The 16,535-nt window shown below is 45.6% G+C and carries 15 protein-coding genes; 9 read left to right on the top strand and 6 right to left on the bottom strand.

The annotated features are described in order from the left end of the window. Position 1 precedes the first annotated feature (1 nt). Complete coding sequence (gene pdxA / locus AB9P05_RS02755; RefSeq protein WP_371907284.1) at positions 2 to 1,033, bottom strand: 4-hydroxythreonine-4-phosphate dehydrogenase PdxA; 1,032 nt, start codon at positions 1,031 to 1,033, stop codon at positions 2 to 4. Continuing rightward, positions 1,026 to 2,459 carry a M17 family metallopeptidase gene (locus AB9P05_RS02750; protein ID WP_371907283.1) on the bottom strand — a complete coding sequence of 478 codons (1,434 nt, stop codon included), beginning with the start codon at positions 2,457 to 2,459 and terminating at the stop codon, positions 1,026 to 1,028. The genes pdxA and AB9P05_RS02750 overlap by 8 nt, the downstream gene beginning before the upstream one ends. A 51-nt stretch (positions 2,460 to 2,510) precedes the next feature. On the opposite strand from AB9P05_RS02750, the gene rsmA reads away from it, so the two are divergent. From rsmA to AB9P05_RS02730, 4 genes are read left to right on the top strand one after another with little or no spacing between them, the layout of a single operon-like run. Beyond that, positions 2,511 to 3,293: a 16S rRNA (adenine(1518)-N(6)/adenine(1519)-N(6))-dimethyltransferase RsmA gene (rsmA, locus tag AB9P05_RS02745; protein ID WP_371907282.1), complete on the top strand. Its 783-nt coding sequence runs from the start codon at positions 2,511 to 2,513 to the stop codon at positions 3,291 to 3,293. After that, positions 3,293 to 4,648, top strand: coding sequence for a magnesium transporter (mgtE, locus tag AB9P05_RS02740; RefSeq protein ID WP_371907281.1), 1,356 nt, complete (start codon positions 3,293 to 3,295; stop codon positions 4,646 to 4,648). Before rsmA ends, mgtE begins: the two co-directional genes overlap by 1 nt. Positions 4,649 to 4,672: 24 nt before the next feature. Then, the gene (locus AB9P05_RS02735; protein ID WP_371907280.1) at positions 4,673 to 5,608 is read left to right on the top strand and encodes a 2-hydroxyacid dehydrogenase; all 936 of its coding nucleotides are present in this window, start codon (positions 4,673 to 4,675) and stop codon (positions 5,606 to 5,608) included. Between the two features lie 50 nt (positions 5,609 to 5,658). Next, positions 5,659 to 6,537 (top strand): pentapeptide repeat-containing protein, encoded by an 879-nt coding sequence (locus AB9P05_RS02730; protein WP_371907279.1) that lies wholly within the window; start codon positions 5,659 to 5,661, stop codon positions 6,535 to 6,537. Here AB9P05_RS02730 and AB9P05_RS02725 read toward each other — a convergent pair. The 4 genes from AB9P05_RS02725 to ade all read right to left on the bottom strand — a co-directional run bounded on the left by AB9P05_RS02725 (position 6,534) and on the right by ade (position 11,182). Continuing rightward, entirely contained in the window at positions 6,534 to 8,420 is a 1,887-nt protein-coding gene (locus AB9P05_RS02725; protein WP_371907278.1) for an ABC-F family ATP-binding cassette domain-containing protein, read from the bottom strand. The genes AB9P05_RS02730 and AB9P05_RS02725 overlap by 4 nt on opposite strands. A 272-nt stretch (positions 8,421 to 8,692) precedes the next feature. After that, the gene (locus AB9P05_RS02720; protein ID WP_371907277.1) at positions 8,693 to 8,992 is read right to left on the bottom strand and encodes a hypothetical protein; all 300 of its coding nucleotides are present in this window, start codon (positions 8,990 to 8,992) and stop codon (positions 8,693 to 8,695) included. Between the two features lie 13 nt (positions 8,993 to 9,005). After that, positions 9,006 to 9,479, bottom strand: a complete 474-nt coding sequence (locus AB9P05_RS02715) for a DUF4199 domain-containing protein (protein ID WP_371907276.1) — start codon at positions 9,477 to 9,479, stop codon at positions 9,006 to 9,008. A 71-nt stretch (positions 9,480 to 9,550) separates the two neighbouring features. Beyond that, positions 9,551 to 11,182, bottom strand: a complete 1,632-nt coding sequence (gene ade / locus AB9P05_RS02710) for an adenine deaminase (protein WP_371907275.1) — start codon at positions 11,180 to 11,182, stop codon at positions 9,551 to 9,553. Between the two features lie 236 nt (positions 11,183 to 11,418). Between ade and cmk the strand changes: the two genes are divergently transcribed. The 5 genes from cmk (at position 11,419) to nqrC (ending at position 16,518) form a co-directional block, all read left to right on the top strand. Further along, entirely contained in the window at positions 11,419 to 12,135 is a 717-nt protein-coding gene (gene cmk, locus AB9P05_RS02705; protein ID WP_371907274.1) for a (d)CMP kinase, read from the top strand. Positions 12,136 to 12,155: 20 nt separating this feature from the next. Next, positions 12,156 to 13,049 carry a 4-hydroxy-3-methylbut-2-enyl diphosphate reductase gene (locus AB9P05_RS02700; RefSeq protein WP_371907273.1) on the top strand — a complete coding sequence of 298 codons (894 nt, stop codon included), beginning with the start codon at positions 12,156 to 12,158 and terminating at the stop codon, positions 13,047 to 13,049. 145 nt (positions 13,050 to 13,194) lie between these two features. Then, positions 13,195 to 14,559: a Na(+)-translocating NADH-quinone reductase subunit A gene (locus AB9P05_RS02695; protein ID WP_371907272.1), complete on the top strand. Its 1,365-nt coding sequence runs from the start codon at positions 13,195 to 13,197 to the stop codon at positions 14,557 to 14,559. Positions 14,560 to 14,573: 14 nt separating this feature from the next. Then, entirely contained in the window at positions 14,574 to 15,767 is a 1,194-nt protein-coding gene (locus AB9P05_RS02690; protein WP_371907271.1) for an NADH:ubiquinone reductase (Na(+)-transporting) subunit B, read from the top strand. Then, positions 15,754 to 16,518: an NADH:ubiquinone reductase (Na(+)-transporting) subunit C gene (nqrC, locus tag AB9P05_RS02685; RefSeq protein WP_371907270.1), complete on the top strand. Its 765-nt coding sequence runs from the start codon at positions 15,754 to 15,756 to the stop codon at positions 16,516 to 16,518. Before AB9P05_RS02690 ends, nqrC begins: the two co-directional genes overlap by 14 nt. The last annotated feature ends 17 nt before the right edge of the window (positions 16,519 to 16,535 follow it).

Here is a 16,535-nt window from a genome sequence, read left to right as displayed (position 1 = left end):
TTTATGAAAACAGCCCCTCTCCTCTCCGTTTTTTTACAATATCAGCCGCCAGAAAAATAGCCTGAAGCATACTTTCTTCACTAGCCAGGTTTTTACCTGCTATGTCATAGGCTGTGCCATGGTCAGGAGAGGTGCGTACATATGATAGCCCTGCAGTGAAATTTACCCCTGACCCAAATGATAGTGTTTTAAAGGGAACCAGTCCCTGATCGTGATACATAGCCAGCACGGCATCAAATTTTTTAAAATGACCCATGCCGAAAAAACCGTCTGCGGGGTAGGGGCCAAATACCAGGTGCCCTTTATCCTTGTAAGAGTTAATCACAGGTGTTATGAGGTCCCGGTCTTCTGTTCCTAATAGGCCTTCCTCTCCTGCATGTGGGTTAAGTCCTAAGACAGCCACCTTTGGCTTTAGTATGCCAAAGTCATTCTTAAGCGAGTACAGCATCATATCAAGCTTGCTACGCAGCACTTCGGGTGTGAGCCTGTCGGGCACTGCACTGAGAGGGATATGGCCGGTAGCTACACCAACCCTCAGGTCACCTGATACCATGAACATGAGGCTATCTGCTGCACCGGCACGCTGAGCGAAATATTCAGTATGGCCCGGAAACTTAAAGTCGTCAGACTGCATCACATTTTTATTTATAGGCGCTGTAACAACTGCCTCTATGTGACCCTCATCCATTTCTTTTACGGCTTTTTCCAGTGCCAGGTAGGCATATTTTCCACCGTTCTCGCTTTCAATGCCTGTGTCTATTTCTGCCAGCTCTTCCCAGCAGTTGACTACATTTACTTTTTTTGGGTTAAAGCTACCAGGATCTTTAGCTTGAAAATACGAGAATTCCTGTACGTCAATGGCTTTTTTGTAATACCCAAGCACTTTAGTGCTGCCATATACCACCGGAGTGATTAGTTGAGTCAGGCGGGTATCGGCGAGGGCTTTTATGATAATCTCCGGGCCTATCCCATTAATATCCCCAATTGAGATACCGATCACTGGTTTATGTGTGAGTCTGTTTTGCTTATCCATTGGCTCCGTTTTTCAGAAATGTAAATAAGAGACGAACGCCTGCTCCGGTGCCTCCTTTGCCTTTATAGGAGTCTCCCCCTTTTAGAAAAGCGGATCCGGCTATATCAAAGTGCATCCAGGGATAATCTGTAAAATATTGCAGAAAAACGCCTGCCGTTATCGCTCCCGCCGAATCCCCGCCCAGGTTGGAGATGTCAGCTATGTCTGAGTGCAACTGTGCTTTGTACTCCTCCCATAAAGGAAACTCAACAAGGCGTTCATAAGCCTGTTCACCAGCTTTGATCAATTGGGCTTTTTCCTGTTCAGCAGCGGTACCCATGCACACAATTCCCTCCTTACCTATAGCTCGCATGGCAGCTCCGGTAAGGGTGGCAAAGTCCATTACAAGTTCCGGGTTGTATTTTTTGGCATAATGCAGTGCATCTGCAAGTATTAACCTTCCTTCTGCATCCGTGTTCATCACCTCCACCGTTTTTCCGCTATACATGGTGATGACGTCTCCTGGAGCCACAGCATTGCCATTGAGGCGATTATCTGTAGCGGGGATGAGACCTACCAGGTGGATGGGAAGCCTGGCTGCTGCTACGGCGGCAAAAGCCCCGGCAACACACGCAGCGCCACCCATGTCGCTCTTCATCATGTCCATGCTGTTTGGCGTAGGTTTCAGACTCAGGCCACCTGTGTCATACATAACCCCCTTTCCTACCAGCACAATAGGCCTGTCATTGATAGAGTTGTCAGGCTTATATTCTAGAATATTAAATGTAGGAGGATCTTCACTTCCCGCATTTACAGCCAGTAGTCCTCCCATCTTCAGGCTCAGGATCTTAGATTCGTTGAAGACATCAACATCAAACCCATGTTTTTGCCCCAGTGACTTGATCTCTTCGCTGAATTGCTCAGCGTTCAGATCTATCACAGGGGTGTTAACGAGGTCCCTTGCCGCAAAAACTCCCTGCACGACTGCTTTTATTTCGTCCAGATCAGCCTGAGAGACTGCATCGGCATGCACAAATACTTCCTTTAGGGGGTTAGCCTTTTTTTCAGACTTGTATCTGGTAAATGAGTAAGAGCTAAGTAGATAACCTTCCAAAAAGGCTAGTACCTCATATTTGCCTACGGCATGCCCGTCTATCTGCAGGGAGGTTATTTCATCTTTTGCAAGGGTATTTAGAGCTTCAAACCCTTGTTTTCTCCGGGATTCCAGAAGAATGTGATCACTGCTTTTTTGGGGAAACTTGAAAAAAGCCAGATTTCGACCGCTATGCCATAGATAGGCACTTTCCTGCCCGCCGGCATACCTGTTTTGCACGTAGCCCCAGAGTTCATCAGGGCAATAATCAGGTTTTACCGGGCTTGCGCCGGACAATGAAACGGTAGGGTGATCTCCTAAAAGTGTGGGGGTGGTTTTTATGGCGACTTCCATGAAAAATCGTATTTTGGCCGCAATTTAAACCTTTTTCATACAATATTAAACATGACCGGAGTCCGTCCTAAAAAGCACCTGGGCCAGCATTTTTTAAAAGATCAGAGTATCGCCCGGCAAATAGCAGAAAGCCTGACTGGTCATGGTGGCTATAGCCGTTTACTTGAAATAGGGCCGGGTACCGGCGTACTTACTCAGTTTTTATTGCCGGCGCCATACGAGGTGTTTGTGGCAGAAATCGATCGTGAAAGTGTTGCTTACCTAAAAGAAAATGTTGCTGAACTGGAGGGCCGCATAATTGAGGGCGACTTCCTGAGAATGAAGGGGGAATTACTTCCCGAGAGTCCTTTTGCCATCATTGGGAATTTTCCTTACAACATTTCTTCGCAAATATTCTTTCGAATTCTGGAGATGCGTGAGCAAGTGCCGGAGGTAGTGTGCATGTTACAGCGTGAAGTAGCCAGACGCATTACATCACCGCCAGGCAGTAAGGAGTATGGTATTCTTAGTGTGTTGCTTCAAGCCTACTATGATATTGAGTACTTATTTACGGTAGATAAGAGTGTTTTCCTGCCTCCTCCGAAGGTTCAGTCCGGGGTGATCAGGTTGAGAAGAAATGAAGTGGAGACCCTTCCCTGTGATGAAAGGCTTTTCAAAAGCATGGTAAAACAGGGCTTCCAAAACCGCCGTAAGACCTTGCGTAACGCACTCAAACCTCTAAATTTGCCCGAAGAGGTCAGGCAGGATCCAATGCTTGACAAGCGGGCCGAGCAGCTATCGGTTAAAGATTTTATAGACCTTACACAAAAAACAGAGCGCCTTTGGAACAAGTAATGCCATTTGAACTCAGTAAGGAATTTCTGGATCGCCTGCGGCTGGCCGTGGGCGAGCAGGACGACCGCTTTATTCGGGAAAGCCTGGAAGGGGTAAACCCGGCGGATATTTCCTCACTGCTGTACGAATTGGATACTGAGGAGTCCCGCTATGTGATAGAAGCGCTGGATGCAGAAACCGGGGCAGAGATTATTAATGATCTGGATGAAGACATCCGGCCCAGGTTTCTGGTCAACTTTACCCCTGAAGAAATTGCCCGCTTTATCAATTACCTGGATTCTGATGATGCAGTGGATATTCTGAATGAGCTGCCGGTGAAGCTTAGGGAAGAGGTGATGGCCTTCGTGGAAAATGAAGAGAAGGCGGCCCATATCCTGGAGCTACTCCACTATGAGGAGGACTGTGCGGGCGGCCTGATGGCAAAAGAGTTTATTAAGGCCAATCAAAACTGGACGGTAGTACAGACTATTGAAGAGATCAGGCGCCAGGCAGAAAATGTAGAGAAGCTCTACAGCATCTATGTGGTGGATGACCGTGAACGCCTCATAGGTAGAATCGGTGTGAAAAAGATCATACTGGCTAATGATAATACAAAGATAGCTGATCTGTATGAGCCTGAAATAGCCATGGTGGAAACCTACATGGACGAAGAAGAGGTGGCTCAGATCATGCAAAAGTATGACCTGGATGCAGTACCGGTGGTAAACGTACAGGGTAAGCTGGTAGGTCGGATTACGATAGATGATATTGTAGATGTGATCACGGAACTGGCTGAACAGGAACGTCAGATCATGGCAGGTATATCCGAAGATGTGGAAGAAGCAGACAGCGTATGGATGCTTAGCAGGGCTCGTTTACCGTGGCTTATCATTGGGATGGCAGGTGGTCTTCTGGGTGCCCAGTTTATCGGTTTTTTTGAGAAAGACATCCAAATTATACCTGCAATGGCTTTTTTCATACCCCTGATTACAGCTACAGGAGGTAATGTGGGTATTCAGAGCTCTTCCATAGTAGTACAAAGCCTTGCTAATCCTTCACTTTTCGGCACCGGTATTGGTAAGCGTATTCTCAAAGTACTAACGGTGGCAATATTAAATGGCCTGGTACTGGGACTTATCGTGTTGCTAGCCGTAAAGCTGATCATGGCTGAAGATATACGGTTAGCCCTGGTGGTAAGTATTGCCCTCTTCAGTGTAGTATTGTTAGCGTCGTTTATGGGTACCATTACCCCCCTTATACTGGATAAAGTAGGCATAAACCCTGCGCTGGCCTCTGGCCCTTTTATCACTACTGCCAATGACCTGTTGGGCCTGGCTGTGTATTTCTTTGTGGCCCACTTGCTTTATAATCTTTAAGCACTTTCTAAATCATAGACCCTTATGCGCTGCCTGATCATTGACCGGATGCACGAAAGCCTCATGCCCATGCTGGAAGAAGCAGGTATCAAACCCGACTACCGCCCTGACATCAAACGGGAAGAAATACTGAATATAGCTGATCGCTATGAGGGTATGGTGGTGAGGAGCAAAACGCCTTTAAATGAGGAGCTTATTTCCAGAGCCGAAAAACTGAAATTTATCGCCAGGGCAGGTGCCGGGCTGGATCAGATAGATGTAGAGGTTGTACGCAAAAGAAACATTTACCTGGTCAATGCGCCTGAGGGAAACCGAGACGCCCTGGCAGAACATGGCGTGGGCATGCTTCTGGCCTTGTTTAATAACCTTTTGAGGGCTGACAGAGAGGTGAGAAATAAGGTGTGGGACCGTGAAGGAAACCGGGGCATAGAACTGATGGGCAAGACAATAGGGCTTATCGGGTGCGGATATATGGGACAGGCATTTGCAAAAAGACTTTCAGGTTTCGGATGCAAGGTTTTAGGGTATGATAAGTATAAAAAGGGCTTTTCGGATGATTTTGTGATAGAAGCCACTTTAGATGAACTTTTTAGAGAGACAGATATTCTGAGCTTGCATGTTCCGCTAACAAGTGAAACGAAAGCGTGGATTAATGAGGAGTTTCTTAGTAAATTCAAAAAAGCCATTTTTCTATTGAATACCAGTCGGGGGGAAATAGTGCCATTGAGGGCTTTAAGGGCTGCTTTAGAAAGCGGAAAAGTAAAGGGTGCAGCACTGGATGTCTTAGAAAATGAAAAACTAAAGACCCTGACTGATAGACAGATACAGGACTTTGAGTACCTGGTAGCTTCTGATCAGGTGATATTTTCCCCCCATGTGGCAGGCTGGACTCATGAATCATACGTGAAGATTAATGAGACGTTAGTTAACAAACTGAAATCCATATTTTTTAACGGATAAGGCTGTTAAATTGCTAATCATAGTTGCTGCGATCAAACATCAGCCTCCTCATGATTAAAGCTATCTTTAGCGACCTGTCAGAAAAGATCCATTCTGTTAGCGAAAAGCCTATTCTCACTACCCTTATCGTACTAGTGTTATTGGCCTTCGTGGTGATTGGGTTAAGCCTGCCGTATTACCTTTCAGATTTCAAAAACTTCTATGGTCAGGTGCTTGCCGAAGCTCACGGTATGCTGTTTGATATAGCAGTGATAGGTATACTAATATTCTGGCTCACCAAGAACGGAGAAAGAAGGCAGCGTGTGAGGATGTTTAAAGATGAGATTGATGACTTCAGGCTATGGGAATCAGAAGAGGCTGCTTTCAGGACTACAGGTAATGTGAAGCGACTCAATCGCCATGGTATTTATGAAATTAACCTTGTGAATTGCTACCTGGCCAGAACGAACCTGAACTATGTAAATCTGGTCAAATCCAACCTGAATTATGCTAACCTGGCCCATGCTCACCTGATCGAATGCAAGATGGCAGAAGCCAGGTTGAACCAGACAAATATGAGCTGTGCAAACCTGAATCAGGCAGACTTGAGCGGTGCATATGCCAGCGGCGCCGATTTTTCAGATGCTTTCATGATCAAGGTAGTCTTCAGAGATGCATATTTGATAAAAGCCAATCTGAAGAATGCTTACCTGATGGAGGCTGACCTACGGGGAGCTGATCTGAGCGGGGCCAATTTTGATAGCGCTAACCTATATAAAGCTGACCTGAGAGGGGCTAAAGGCCTTTCCATAGAGCAATTCGCTGACGTAAAAAGCTTATACCTGGCCAGATTTGATGAGGGCTTTGAAGCCCGGATCAATGCCAGATACCCGGGCTTACTGGACGGCTCTCTGGAAGAGGTGACTAAGCATGAAGCCTTAATCGCTTAAGTCCTTTCACTTAATTCCAGCCACCTGAGCTCTTTCTCGTCCAGTTGTTCCTGTAATGTTTCCAGCTCCTGGGACCACCCGGTGAGTTTTTCGTAGTCTTCCTCTCCGCTGTTGATTTTTTGGATTAGTCCTGCTTTCTCCTTTTCCAGTTTAGGTATGTCAGCCTCTAATTGTTCAAACTCTCTTTTTTCCTTATAGCTGAGCTTCTTGTTTTCCTCCGTAGTGGTCTGTGAGGGTTTAGCAGCTTCTTTTTGCGGTTTATTGTCAGCTTTGGGCTCTTTCTCGTGCTCCTGCAGTTTTCTAAATTCCCTGTAGTCCGTATAGTTTCCTGGAAAGTCCCGTATCTCAGCATCACCTTCAAATACAAAGAGGTGGTCGGTAAGCTTATCCAGGAAGTATCTATCGTGAGAAACCACCATAAGGCAACCGTCATAATTATCCAGAAACTCCTCCAGTACGTTCAGTGTAAGAAGGTCCAGATCGTTAGTAGGCTCATCCAGAATCAGGAAGTTGGGCTTGCTCATGAGTGTACGCAGTAGCTGCAAGCGTCGTTTTTCTCCCCCGCTCAGTTTGCCTACTTTATCGTATTGCTTTTTGGGCGGAAACATAAAGTGCTGTAGCAGCTGGGAGGCAGTTATGGTATGGCCGTCGCTCATGGTTATGATGTCGGCTACTTCCTGTACGGTATCAATCACCCGCTGATCATCATCAAATAGGTCTGCTTCCTGTGTATAGTAACCATACTTCGTGTTATGACCTTTGTCTAGCTCTCCGCTATCCGGCTGCTCACGTTCCGTCAGAATATTAAGGAAAGTTGATTTGCCTGTCCCATTTTTTCCGACTATACCTATGCGCTCATTTTTGCGGAATACGTAGTTGAAGTCATCCAGAATTACCAGGTCTCCAAATTGCTTATTAAGGTGTTTTACCTCCAGTATTTTTTTGCCCTGTCGTTCAGTGCCTATGTTCATGGTCATACTGCGCTCCTCAGGGCGATTGCCTGCCTTGTCTTTTAGGTCATAAAAAGCATCTACCCGGTACTTGGCCTTCGTGCCGCGAGCCTTGGGCTGTCTGCGCATCCACTCCAGCTCTTTACGCATCAGGTTACGCGCCTTATCAGCTTCTGCGACCTCCTGTTGTATTCGCTCAGCCTTCTTTTCCAGAAAGTAATTATAATTGCCTTTGTAGGTATGGACCTTACCCTCATCGAGCTCTATGATATGATCAGTCACCCTTTCGAGAAAATAACGGTCGTGGGTCACCAGCAAGAGAGACATTTGTGAAGAAGCCAGAAATGCTTCCAGCCATTCGATACTTTCCAGGTCCAGGTGGTTCGTTGGCTCATCCATGATCACCAGGTCGGGCTTTTCCATCAGCACCCTGGCCATTGCCACGCGCTTGCGCTGTCCCCCACTTAGCAAGCCTACTTTTTTATCCAGGTCGTAGAGGCCGAGGCGGCCTAGTATTTGTTTTGCCTGCACCTCATAATCCCAGGCACCAAGTTCATCCATTTTAGGTATGAGCTCGGTAAGTTTCTCCTGCGAATCCGTATCTGTTACTGATCTATGCAAATGATATTCATATTCTCTCACAAGAGATACTACGGGGTCTGAATCATCAAAAACCTCGTCCATTATTGTGGCCTCTTCATTCATAGGAGGATTCTGGGCGAGGTAAGCTACCCGGAGATCATTGCGAAAGGAAACTTCCCCCGAATCAGGCTTCATCTCTCCGGACAAAATTTTCAGGAGGGTGGACTTCCCGCTACCATTTATGCCCACCAAGGCTGTCTTTTGGCCCTGACTAAGACCAAAGGTAACACCGTCCAGGATCATCCGCTCACCAAATGATTTGGTAATAGATTCTACAGATAAAAAATTCATGTGGCAAAATAAAGAAAAAGGAAGGGGAATGGCGACTATACGAGCAAGGCAATTGCTTTTTTCATTTTAAAAACTTTCGCCTAACTTGGAGGACAGTGGTATTTCTTTGCCAGCCGAAAAAATTAAGGCACTGCAAGAAATTTATTTTCTTATATAGTGGTTATAAGGCAAAGTAGGCCGGAAGCTATGTCCCGGCCTACCTATTGATTATTTGTTTATCGGTGAAGAGTACTAATCTCTCAATCTGAATCTAAAGGGGCCTTTGTGCCCCTTTACTTTTGCGTATTTCGATTCACCACCACCTCTACAGCCTTTTTCAGTTCATTGGCTGCATTTTCAAGGCGAATCTCCACTTCTTTCCATTTATCAGATCGCCGTTCCTGTTCCATTTTGGTTCTGAATTGCTGGAATTCATTTTCCAACTTGTCCCTGGAGCTTTTCAGATCTTCTGATAAATCACCCACCTCTCGTTTTATATCATCTCCGGAGTGGCGCATTTTCTCTACCAACTGGTCAATTTTCTTTCCAAGGTCACTTAACAGGCCTTCTACTTTGCCTCCTTTTTCTTCCATATTCAATTTAGGTTTATTTGTCTACCGGGTTGGTGAAATGACTGGTTTTGTAGTACTGCATCATAGCAAATGATAGCAGGAACCCGCTTGCCAGTCCTTCAAAAACAATAATGGCAGTGACATTATAAGGATTAAGGTACAGACCAAATGGTTCATTATTACGAATTACCTCCATAAACTGGGGCTGGATAAAGCTCAGATATATGAAAACCAATAAGGAAAACGATATCACAGCTATTATTGAGGTGAGCATGCCTGCACCCAAACCACGCAAATAGGTCATTGAGTGAAATGCGTGATGCTTAAAGTACTTAACTGCTGCCAGGACACCACTACCCAAAATGATAAGGTTAAATGCCCGTAATTCAAGATTATGCTCCAGGTTAAATGCTTTCATCAACAGAAAGTAGCCGATTAACCCGGCGCAGGTGAGCAGGCCATACTTTATGCCTACTCTTTCAATTGTCAAATGTTGATTTGCTCTCATAGCATCATACGGTTTTAGTGTGGTACCATAATTAACTCTCTATTAGAGCAATTAGTTATCAGATAGGCGGGTTATGAGGCAAATGGCTCAATAAAGGCGAATTTATCTCCGTCAAACAGCCCCTTATCACTAAGCTTCACCGAAGGAATTACCAAAAGGGCCATAAATGATAAAGTCATAAAAGGGGATTCCAGCTCACTACCCAGCGATTTGGAAAACTTATCTATGGCGCTGTACTGCCTGGCTACCTCGTATCCGTCATCAGCAGACATTATACCTGCCACTGGCAAGGGTAAGACCATTTCCTCATCCCGGCCGACTGCGCTTATTCCACCTTTATTCTTAATAACCAGATTTACTGCCTGGGCAATGGCCTCATCATCGCAACCTACGGCAATAATGTTATGCGAATCGTGCCCGACACAACTGGCCAGGGCCCCATTTTTGAGTCCGAAGTTTCGGATAAAAGAAATGGCAGGGTCTGCATCCTGATAGCGATTTACGACCGTAAGCTTTAGAATATCCCGGTCAGTGTCGGCTATTACCAGGCCATTCTCGATACGGGGGGGCTCCTGGAGCCTGTTGGTAATCAACTGGCCATCCATCGCTTCAATTACATTCAACGTCTGGCCGGAAGCTTTAATCGAGAAATCGTCAGGCGATTTCAGCTCGCAGCTAAAATGGTTTATAATTTCATTGTCTACCCTCGGAATTAAGGTTTTGCCCTCTTCAGCCACTAAGTCCCCATCTATATAGGTTTTATGAACACGGAAGCTTTCCAGGTCATGGAGCATGACAAAATCAGCAGGGTCCCCTTTTTTTAATAGGCCTACAGGCAGGTTGTAGTGAGTGGCAGGGTTTATACAGGCGGCCTGCAGCACTTTATAACTATCTATCCCTTTAGCTACTGCCCTGGCGCACAATGTGTTTATGTGGCCTTCCACAAGATTATCCGGATGTTTATCATCCGAACACAACATCATGCTGTCATAGTGCTCATGAAGCAGATCGGCTAATGCTTCAAAATTCCGGGCCGCACTTCCTTCACGGATCAGTATCTTCATTCCATATTTCAGCTTGTCCAGGGCTTCTTCAGCAGTGAAGCACTCATGGTCAGTGGAGATACCAGCTTCGATATACTTTTTGGCCTGTTCACCCTTAAGGCCGGGAGCATGGCCGTCTACCGGTTTGCCCAGCTCTTTTGCAGCCGCTATTTTTTTATACACCTCTTCGTCTCCATACAACACACCCGGCCAGTTCATCATTTCAGCCAGGTAGCGTATCTCCTCCATTTCCAGCAGGTCACGAACTCCCTCGGCATCAATGGTCGCACCAGCGGTCTCAAATGTAGTGGCAGGCACGCAGCTAGGGGCGCCGAAAGCAAATTTAAAAGGTGTCTTTCGGCCATTTTCGATCATATATTTAACCCCTTCAGTGCCTAAAACATTACCGATTTCATGAGGATCGGAGACAGTAGCCACTGTTCCATGCACTACTGCTAACCGGGCAAATTCTGAAGGCACCAACATGCTGCTTTCCACATGCACATGGGCATCGATAAATCCGGGAATAATAAAATAGGGGTCCGCGGATTCCGTTCGTTGCACTGACGAAATCACGCCATTTTCAACCTGTATGGTACAGGGATAGGTTTCCTTGGCAAGGATATCTATAAGTTGGCCGGAAATGGTAAACGATTTCAAAAAAAGCTGTGTTTGGGTGTAAGAAATAAAACTAAGGGCAGGCAATTCATGACCCGCCGCTTTAATTATTATATTTGTGCCTAAATTAGAAAACAGGTTCGGTTTGAAAAAAAGTATTGCTTATTCTCTGTTGCTTATATTTTGCATGGGCATGAGTCTCTCATCATGCAAAACCAATAAACCGCGCACCATTCCTAAAAGAAAACCTATTCCCTGCCCTATAAAGGACTGCTGATATGTACGACACGGCCACTGACCAGGATAAAAAAATAATTATTGCCATAGACGGATATTCTGCCTGTGGTAAAAGCAGCACCGCAAAGGAGGTGGCATCAAGGTTAGGCTTTACGTATGTGGATAGTGGCGCTATGTACAGGGCGGTGACCCTGTATTTTCTGGACCATAATGTCGATCTGGAAAATCAGCAGCAGATAGCCAAAGCGCTGAAAGAGATTACAATCACGTTCAAATACAACAAAGCTGAAAGGCGCTTTGAGACCTACCTTAATGGGGGCAACATTGAAGAAGACATTCGCAGAATGCGCGTGTCCAATATGGTCAGCAAGGTGTCCGTAATACCTGAAGTACGCTCCGCTATGGTAGACCTTCAGCGTGTAATGGGCAAAGGCGGAGGCGTGGTTATGGATGGCCGGGATATCGGTACCACTGTATATCCGGATGCAGAATTAAAAGTATTTATGACTGCCAATTTTGAGGCCAGGGTAGATCGCCGTATGCGCGAATTAGAAAGTAATGGTGTGGAAATTACTTCTGATGAGATAAAAGAAAATTTGGCTACCCGTGACCGTATTGACAGTACCCGTGAGGTGAGTCCGCTTAGAAAGGCAGACGATGCTCACGAAATTGATACCAGCTACATTACCTTTGAGCAGCAGGTTCAGAAAATTATTGAGCTTGCTCGCTCGCGAATGAAGGCCTTGAGTAATGCCTGACCCAAATAAAGGTTTTTTTTATGAACGTAACGATCGATAAAAACTCAGGATATTGCTTCGGTGTGGAGTTTGCTATCCAAATGGCCGAAGATGAGATGGAAGAAAGCGGTACACTGTACTGCCTTGGCGATATTGTTCATAACGATATGGAGGTAAAACGTCTCCATGCTAAAGGCCTGAGGGTGATAGATCGTGACCAACTCAGTGACATCAGAGATTGTAAGGTGCTTATCAGGGCGCATGGCGAACCGCCGGAAACCTACCAGGTAGCTCTGAAAAACAATATTGAACTTATTGATGCCTCCTGTCCTGTAGTGCTTAAACTTCAAAACAGGGTGAAAAATGCCTTTGATAAATCTCAGGATGCGAAAGGGCAGATCGTAATTTATGGAAAACCTGGCCATGCTGAGGTAATAGGGCTAAGCGGCCAGACACTGGATCAGGCAATCATAGTGATGACAGAAGAAGACCTGGATAAGATCGACTTTTCAAAGCCGGTCACCCTCTTCAGTCAGACCACTAAGAGCACAAAAGGGTTTTACCACATCAGGCAACTGATAGAAGAACGTATCGCTAAAGAAAAAGGGGAACTTAATGACGGTGACTTCCAGGCAAATGATAGTATTTGCCGACAGGTCTCAAACCGCGAGCCTCAGTTGGTGAATTTCTCAAATGAGAACGATGTTATTCTTTTCGTCAGTGGGAAAAAAAGCTCGAACGGAAAAGCCTTATATGGCGTTTGTAAAAGCGAAAATCCGAATAGCTATTTCATTGAAAGTGAAGGTGAAATAGACCCTTCCTGGCTTGATGGAGCAAAAAACGTCGGTATTTGCGGGGCCACTTCCACTCCTATGTGGCTGATGGAACAGGTGGCCAACCATGTTAAAGAGCTTGGGCAGCAGGTGGCTGTCTGAAAACTACCTGGAGATGCGCATTAGTGAAATCCCTGATTGTTGCATTATTCGTTTTGGTGAATAATACTACACTGGGTTTTTCATGAACAAAAATTTACTATTTTTGCCACGTTTTTGAACCTATCGATTCATTTACATATAGACAATGACAAAAGTCATAAAGCTTAAGAGAGGTTTCGATATCAATCTTAAGGGCAAGGCAGAAAACACAGTTTCTGAGGCTTCTATGCCTAAGACATTCGCCTTAAAGCCTACGGATTTTCTTGATGTCACCCGGCCAAAGGTTTTGGTAGAAGAAGGGGAAACCGTAAAAGCCGGTACGCCTCTCGTATATGATAAAAAGCATAGCCGTATTATGCTTACGTCACCCGTCAGCGGCGAGGTGGTCGAGGTAAAAAGAGGAAAGAAACGTAAACTTCTCGAGGTGGTAATTCTCGCAGATAGTGAGCAGGTATACGAGGAGTATCCCCGTTACAGTGTTTCTGAGCTCAATAACCTCACACGTGAGCAGGTAGAAGAGCAGATGCTGAAAAGTGGTGTATGGCCCCAGTTAGTCCAGCGCCCTTATGGCTTATTTGCCGATCCTGAGGAGGCGCCAAAGGCCATTCATGTCTCAGGGTTTGATACACACCCCCTCGCCCCTGACTATGATGTTCTTTTTAAAGGACAGGAGCAGTACTTCCAGGCGGGGATCGACGTGCTTAAGAAATTAACCCCCGGCACCATTCACCTGAACGTAGCGGCCGATCGTGAAATCAATGCTGCATTTGGTAATGCCCAGGGTGTTCAGATCAATAAATTCTCAGGACCTCACCCTGCAGGTAACCCTGGTGTGCAAATACACCACCTTGACCCTGTCAACAGAGGAGACATTGTCTGGACAATCCGTCCTTTTGGCGTAATCCAGATAGGAAAACTTTTCCTGGAAGGTAAGTACGATGCATCACGTATCGTAGCACTTGCAGGGTCTGAAGTTGAAAAACCACAGTATTACAAGACCTACCAGGGTGCTAAGATTGAATCGATCACCAAAGGTAAGTTAACGAATGACCATGTTCGTTACATCAGCGGTAATGTACTTACCGGCACCAAGGTAAATCCTGATAGCTATCTGGGATATTATGATGACCTTATTTCTGTTATTCCTGAAGGTGATAACTATGAGTTGCTCGGATGGATCAAACCTACGAGAAACAAGCTAAGCTACCATCGCGCATTCGGTTTGCTTTCTTTCCTTAACCCTAACAAAGAATATGTTCTTTCTACGAACATGCAGGGTGAAGAAAGAGCATTTGTGCAAACCGGTACCTTCGAGTCGGTGATGCCAATGGATATCCTTCCTACGCATCTTATTAAGGCCATTATGGCAGAAGACTATGATGACATGGAGTCCCTCGGTATCTATGAGGTTATCGAGGAAGATATGGCCCTGTGCGAGTTTGTTGATGTTTCCAAACACGACATTCAGGCCATTTTGCGTGAGGGATTGGACTTAATGAAAAATAGCTGATTGATATATAGTATATGAAAGCTTTAAGAAACCTTCTGGATAAGCAGAAACCTCTTTTCGAGAAGGGCGGAAAGTTTGAAAAATTCTATTACCTGTACGAAGCAGGAGATACTTTCCTCTTTACGCCTAATCATACCACAAAGCCTAAAGGAGTACACGTACGTGACGCTGTAGACCTTAAGCGTATGATGATGACGGTGGTAATCGCCATGATTCCTGCCTTGCTTTTCGGTATGTGGAATATGGGCCACCAACATTTTCTTGCCATTGGGCAGGAAGCTGATTTCTGGACTAAATTCTTCCTTGGGGCTAAGCTTGTGCTTCCCATCGTGATTGTAGCATATGCAGCAGGTGGGGCTATTGAGGCTCTGTTTGCCGTAGTCAGAAAACACCCTATCAATGAGGGCTTTCTTGTAACGGGTATGCTCATTCCACTTTGTATGCCTGTCACTATCCCATTATGGCAGGTGGCTTTAGCTACTGTTTTTGCGGTGGTTATCGCTAAGGAAGTATTTGGTGGTACAGGTATGAACGTGCTTAACGTAGCCCTTACGGCACGGGCGTTTTTATACTTTGCCTACCCTTCAGATATATCAGGTGAGGTTTGGACCTACCTTGGAGATGCTACACCAATAGACGGTTACAGCGGTGCAACTGCTCTTGCTATTGCAGCTGAAGAGGGTCTTGCTAATACAGAAATGGCCGTAACCGGTGCATGGAGCGAATTCTGGGCACCTTTCTTTACATTTAAGCAAATGTTCCTGGGCTCTATCCCCGGGTCTATCGGAGAAACTTCTACGGTGATGGCCCTTGTGGGTGCCGTTATCCTTATCCTCACTGGTGTAGGTAGCTGGAAGATCATCTTAAGTGTATTTGCAGGTGCTTACCTTACAGGCCTTGGATTTGATGCGCTGGGTGGAAATGCCTTTCTTAATATGCCGGCACATTATCACCTGGTGATTGGCGGTCTGGCATTTGGTGCTGTTTTCATGGCAACTGATCCGGTATCAGCGGCTCATACTGAAAAAGGGAAATGGATTTACGGATTATTAATCGGTGTGCTCACCGTAATAATCAGGGTTACCAACCCGGCCTATCCTGAGGGCATCATGCTGGCGATACTTCTTATGAATGTATTCGCTCCTCTTATTGACTACAACGTAATAGCTGCTAACAAGAAAAGGAGATTGAAACGTGCAACAGTCTAACGGATATATCATCATTTTTTCCGCCATCCTTACCGTAGTGCTTGGCGGAGCGCTGGCCATCGCTTCAGTTTCACTGAAGCCTGCCCAGAAGAAGCAGGTCGAACTTGACACTAAGCGTCAGATTCTGAGCGCTGTTATGGATCTCGATGAAAATGCCAATGTGATTGATGTTTACGATAATCGCATTAAATCTGTAGTAGTGAACTACGATGGCATGATCGTGGAAAAGGACGAGGAAGGAAACGAACTCGTTGCTGAGAATATCGATATTGGGAAGCAGTATAAGCGTGATTCACTTGAGCGTTACTATCCCGTATTTAAATTCATGGCTGAGAATGGTCAGGACGTAGAGTCTTACATTCTTCCGGTTTATGGAAAAGGCCTTTGGGATGACATCTTTGGCTATTTGGCTGTAGATGGCTCCTTCAAAGAGGTAGTAGGTGTGACTTTTGACCATAAAGCGGAGACCCCCGGTCTAGGTGCCCGTATCACCGATGCAGAAGTACAGGAACGTTTTCAGGGTAAAAAACTTTTTGACGAAGTCGGAAAACTTGTTTCTGTCCAGATGGTAAAAGGAGAAAGTGGTAACCCCAGTATTTACGACGAGTATCATGTGGATGGCCTGAGCGGTGCTACAAAAACAGCCCAGGGTGTAAACGACATGCTTAAAAACTACGCCGGTTTTTACCAGAATTACTTCAACCGTATCAACAACGGTGAAGAGAGTACGACATCACAGGTAATCCGGTAACTAGCAAAAGAACGCAA

Source organism: Roseivirga sp. BDSF3-8, from assembly GCF_041449215.1.
Classification (GTDB): domain Bacteria; phylum Bacteroidota; class Bacteroidia; order Cytophagales; family Cyclobacteriaceae; genus JBGNFV01.
This window is presented reverse-complemented; position numbering and strand designations above follow the sequence as displayed.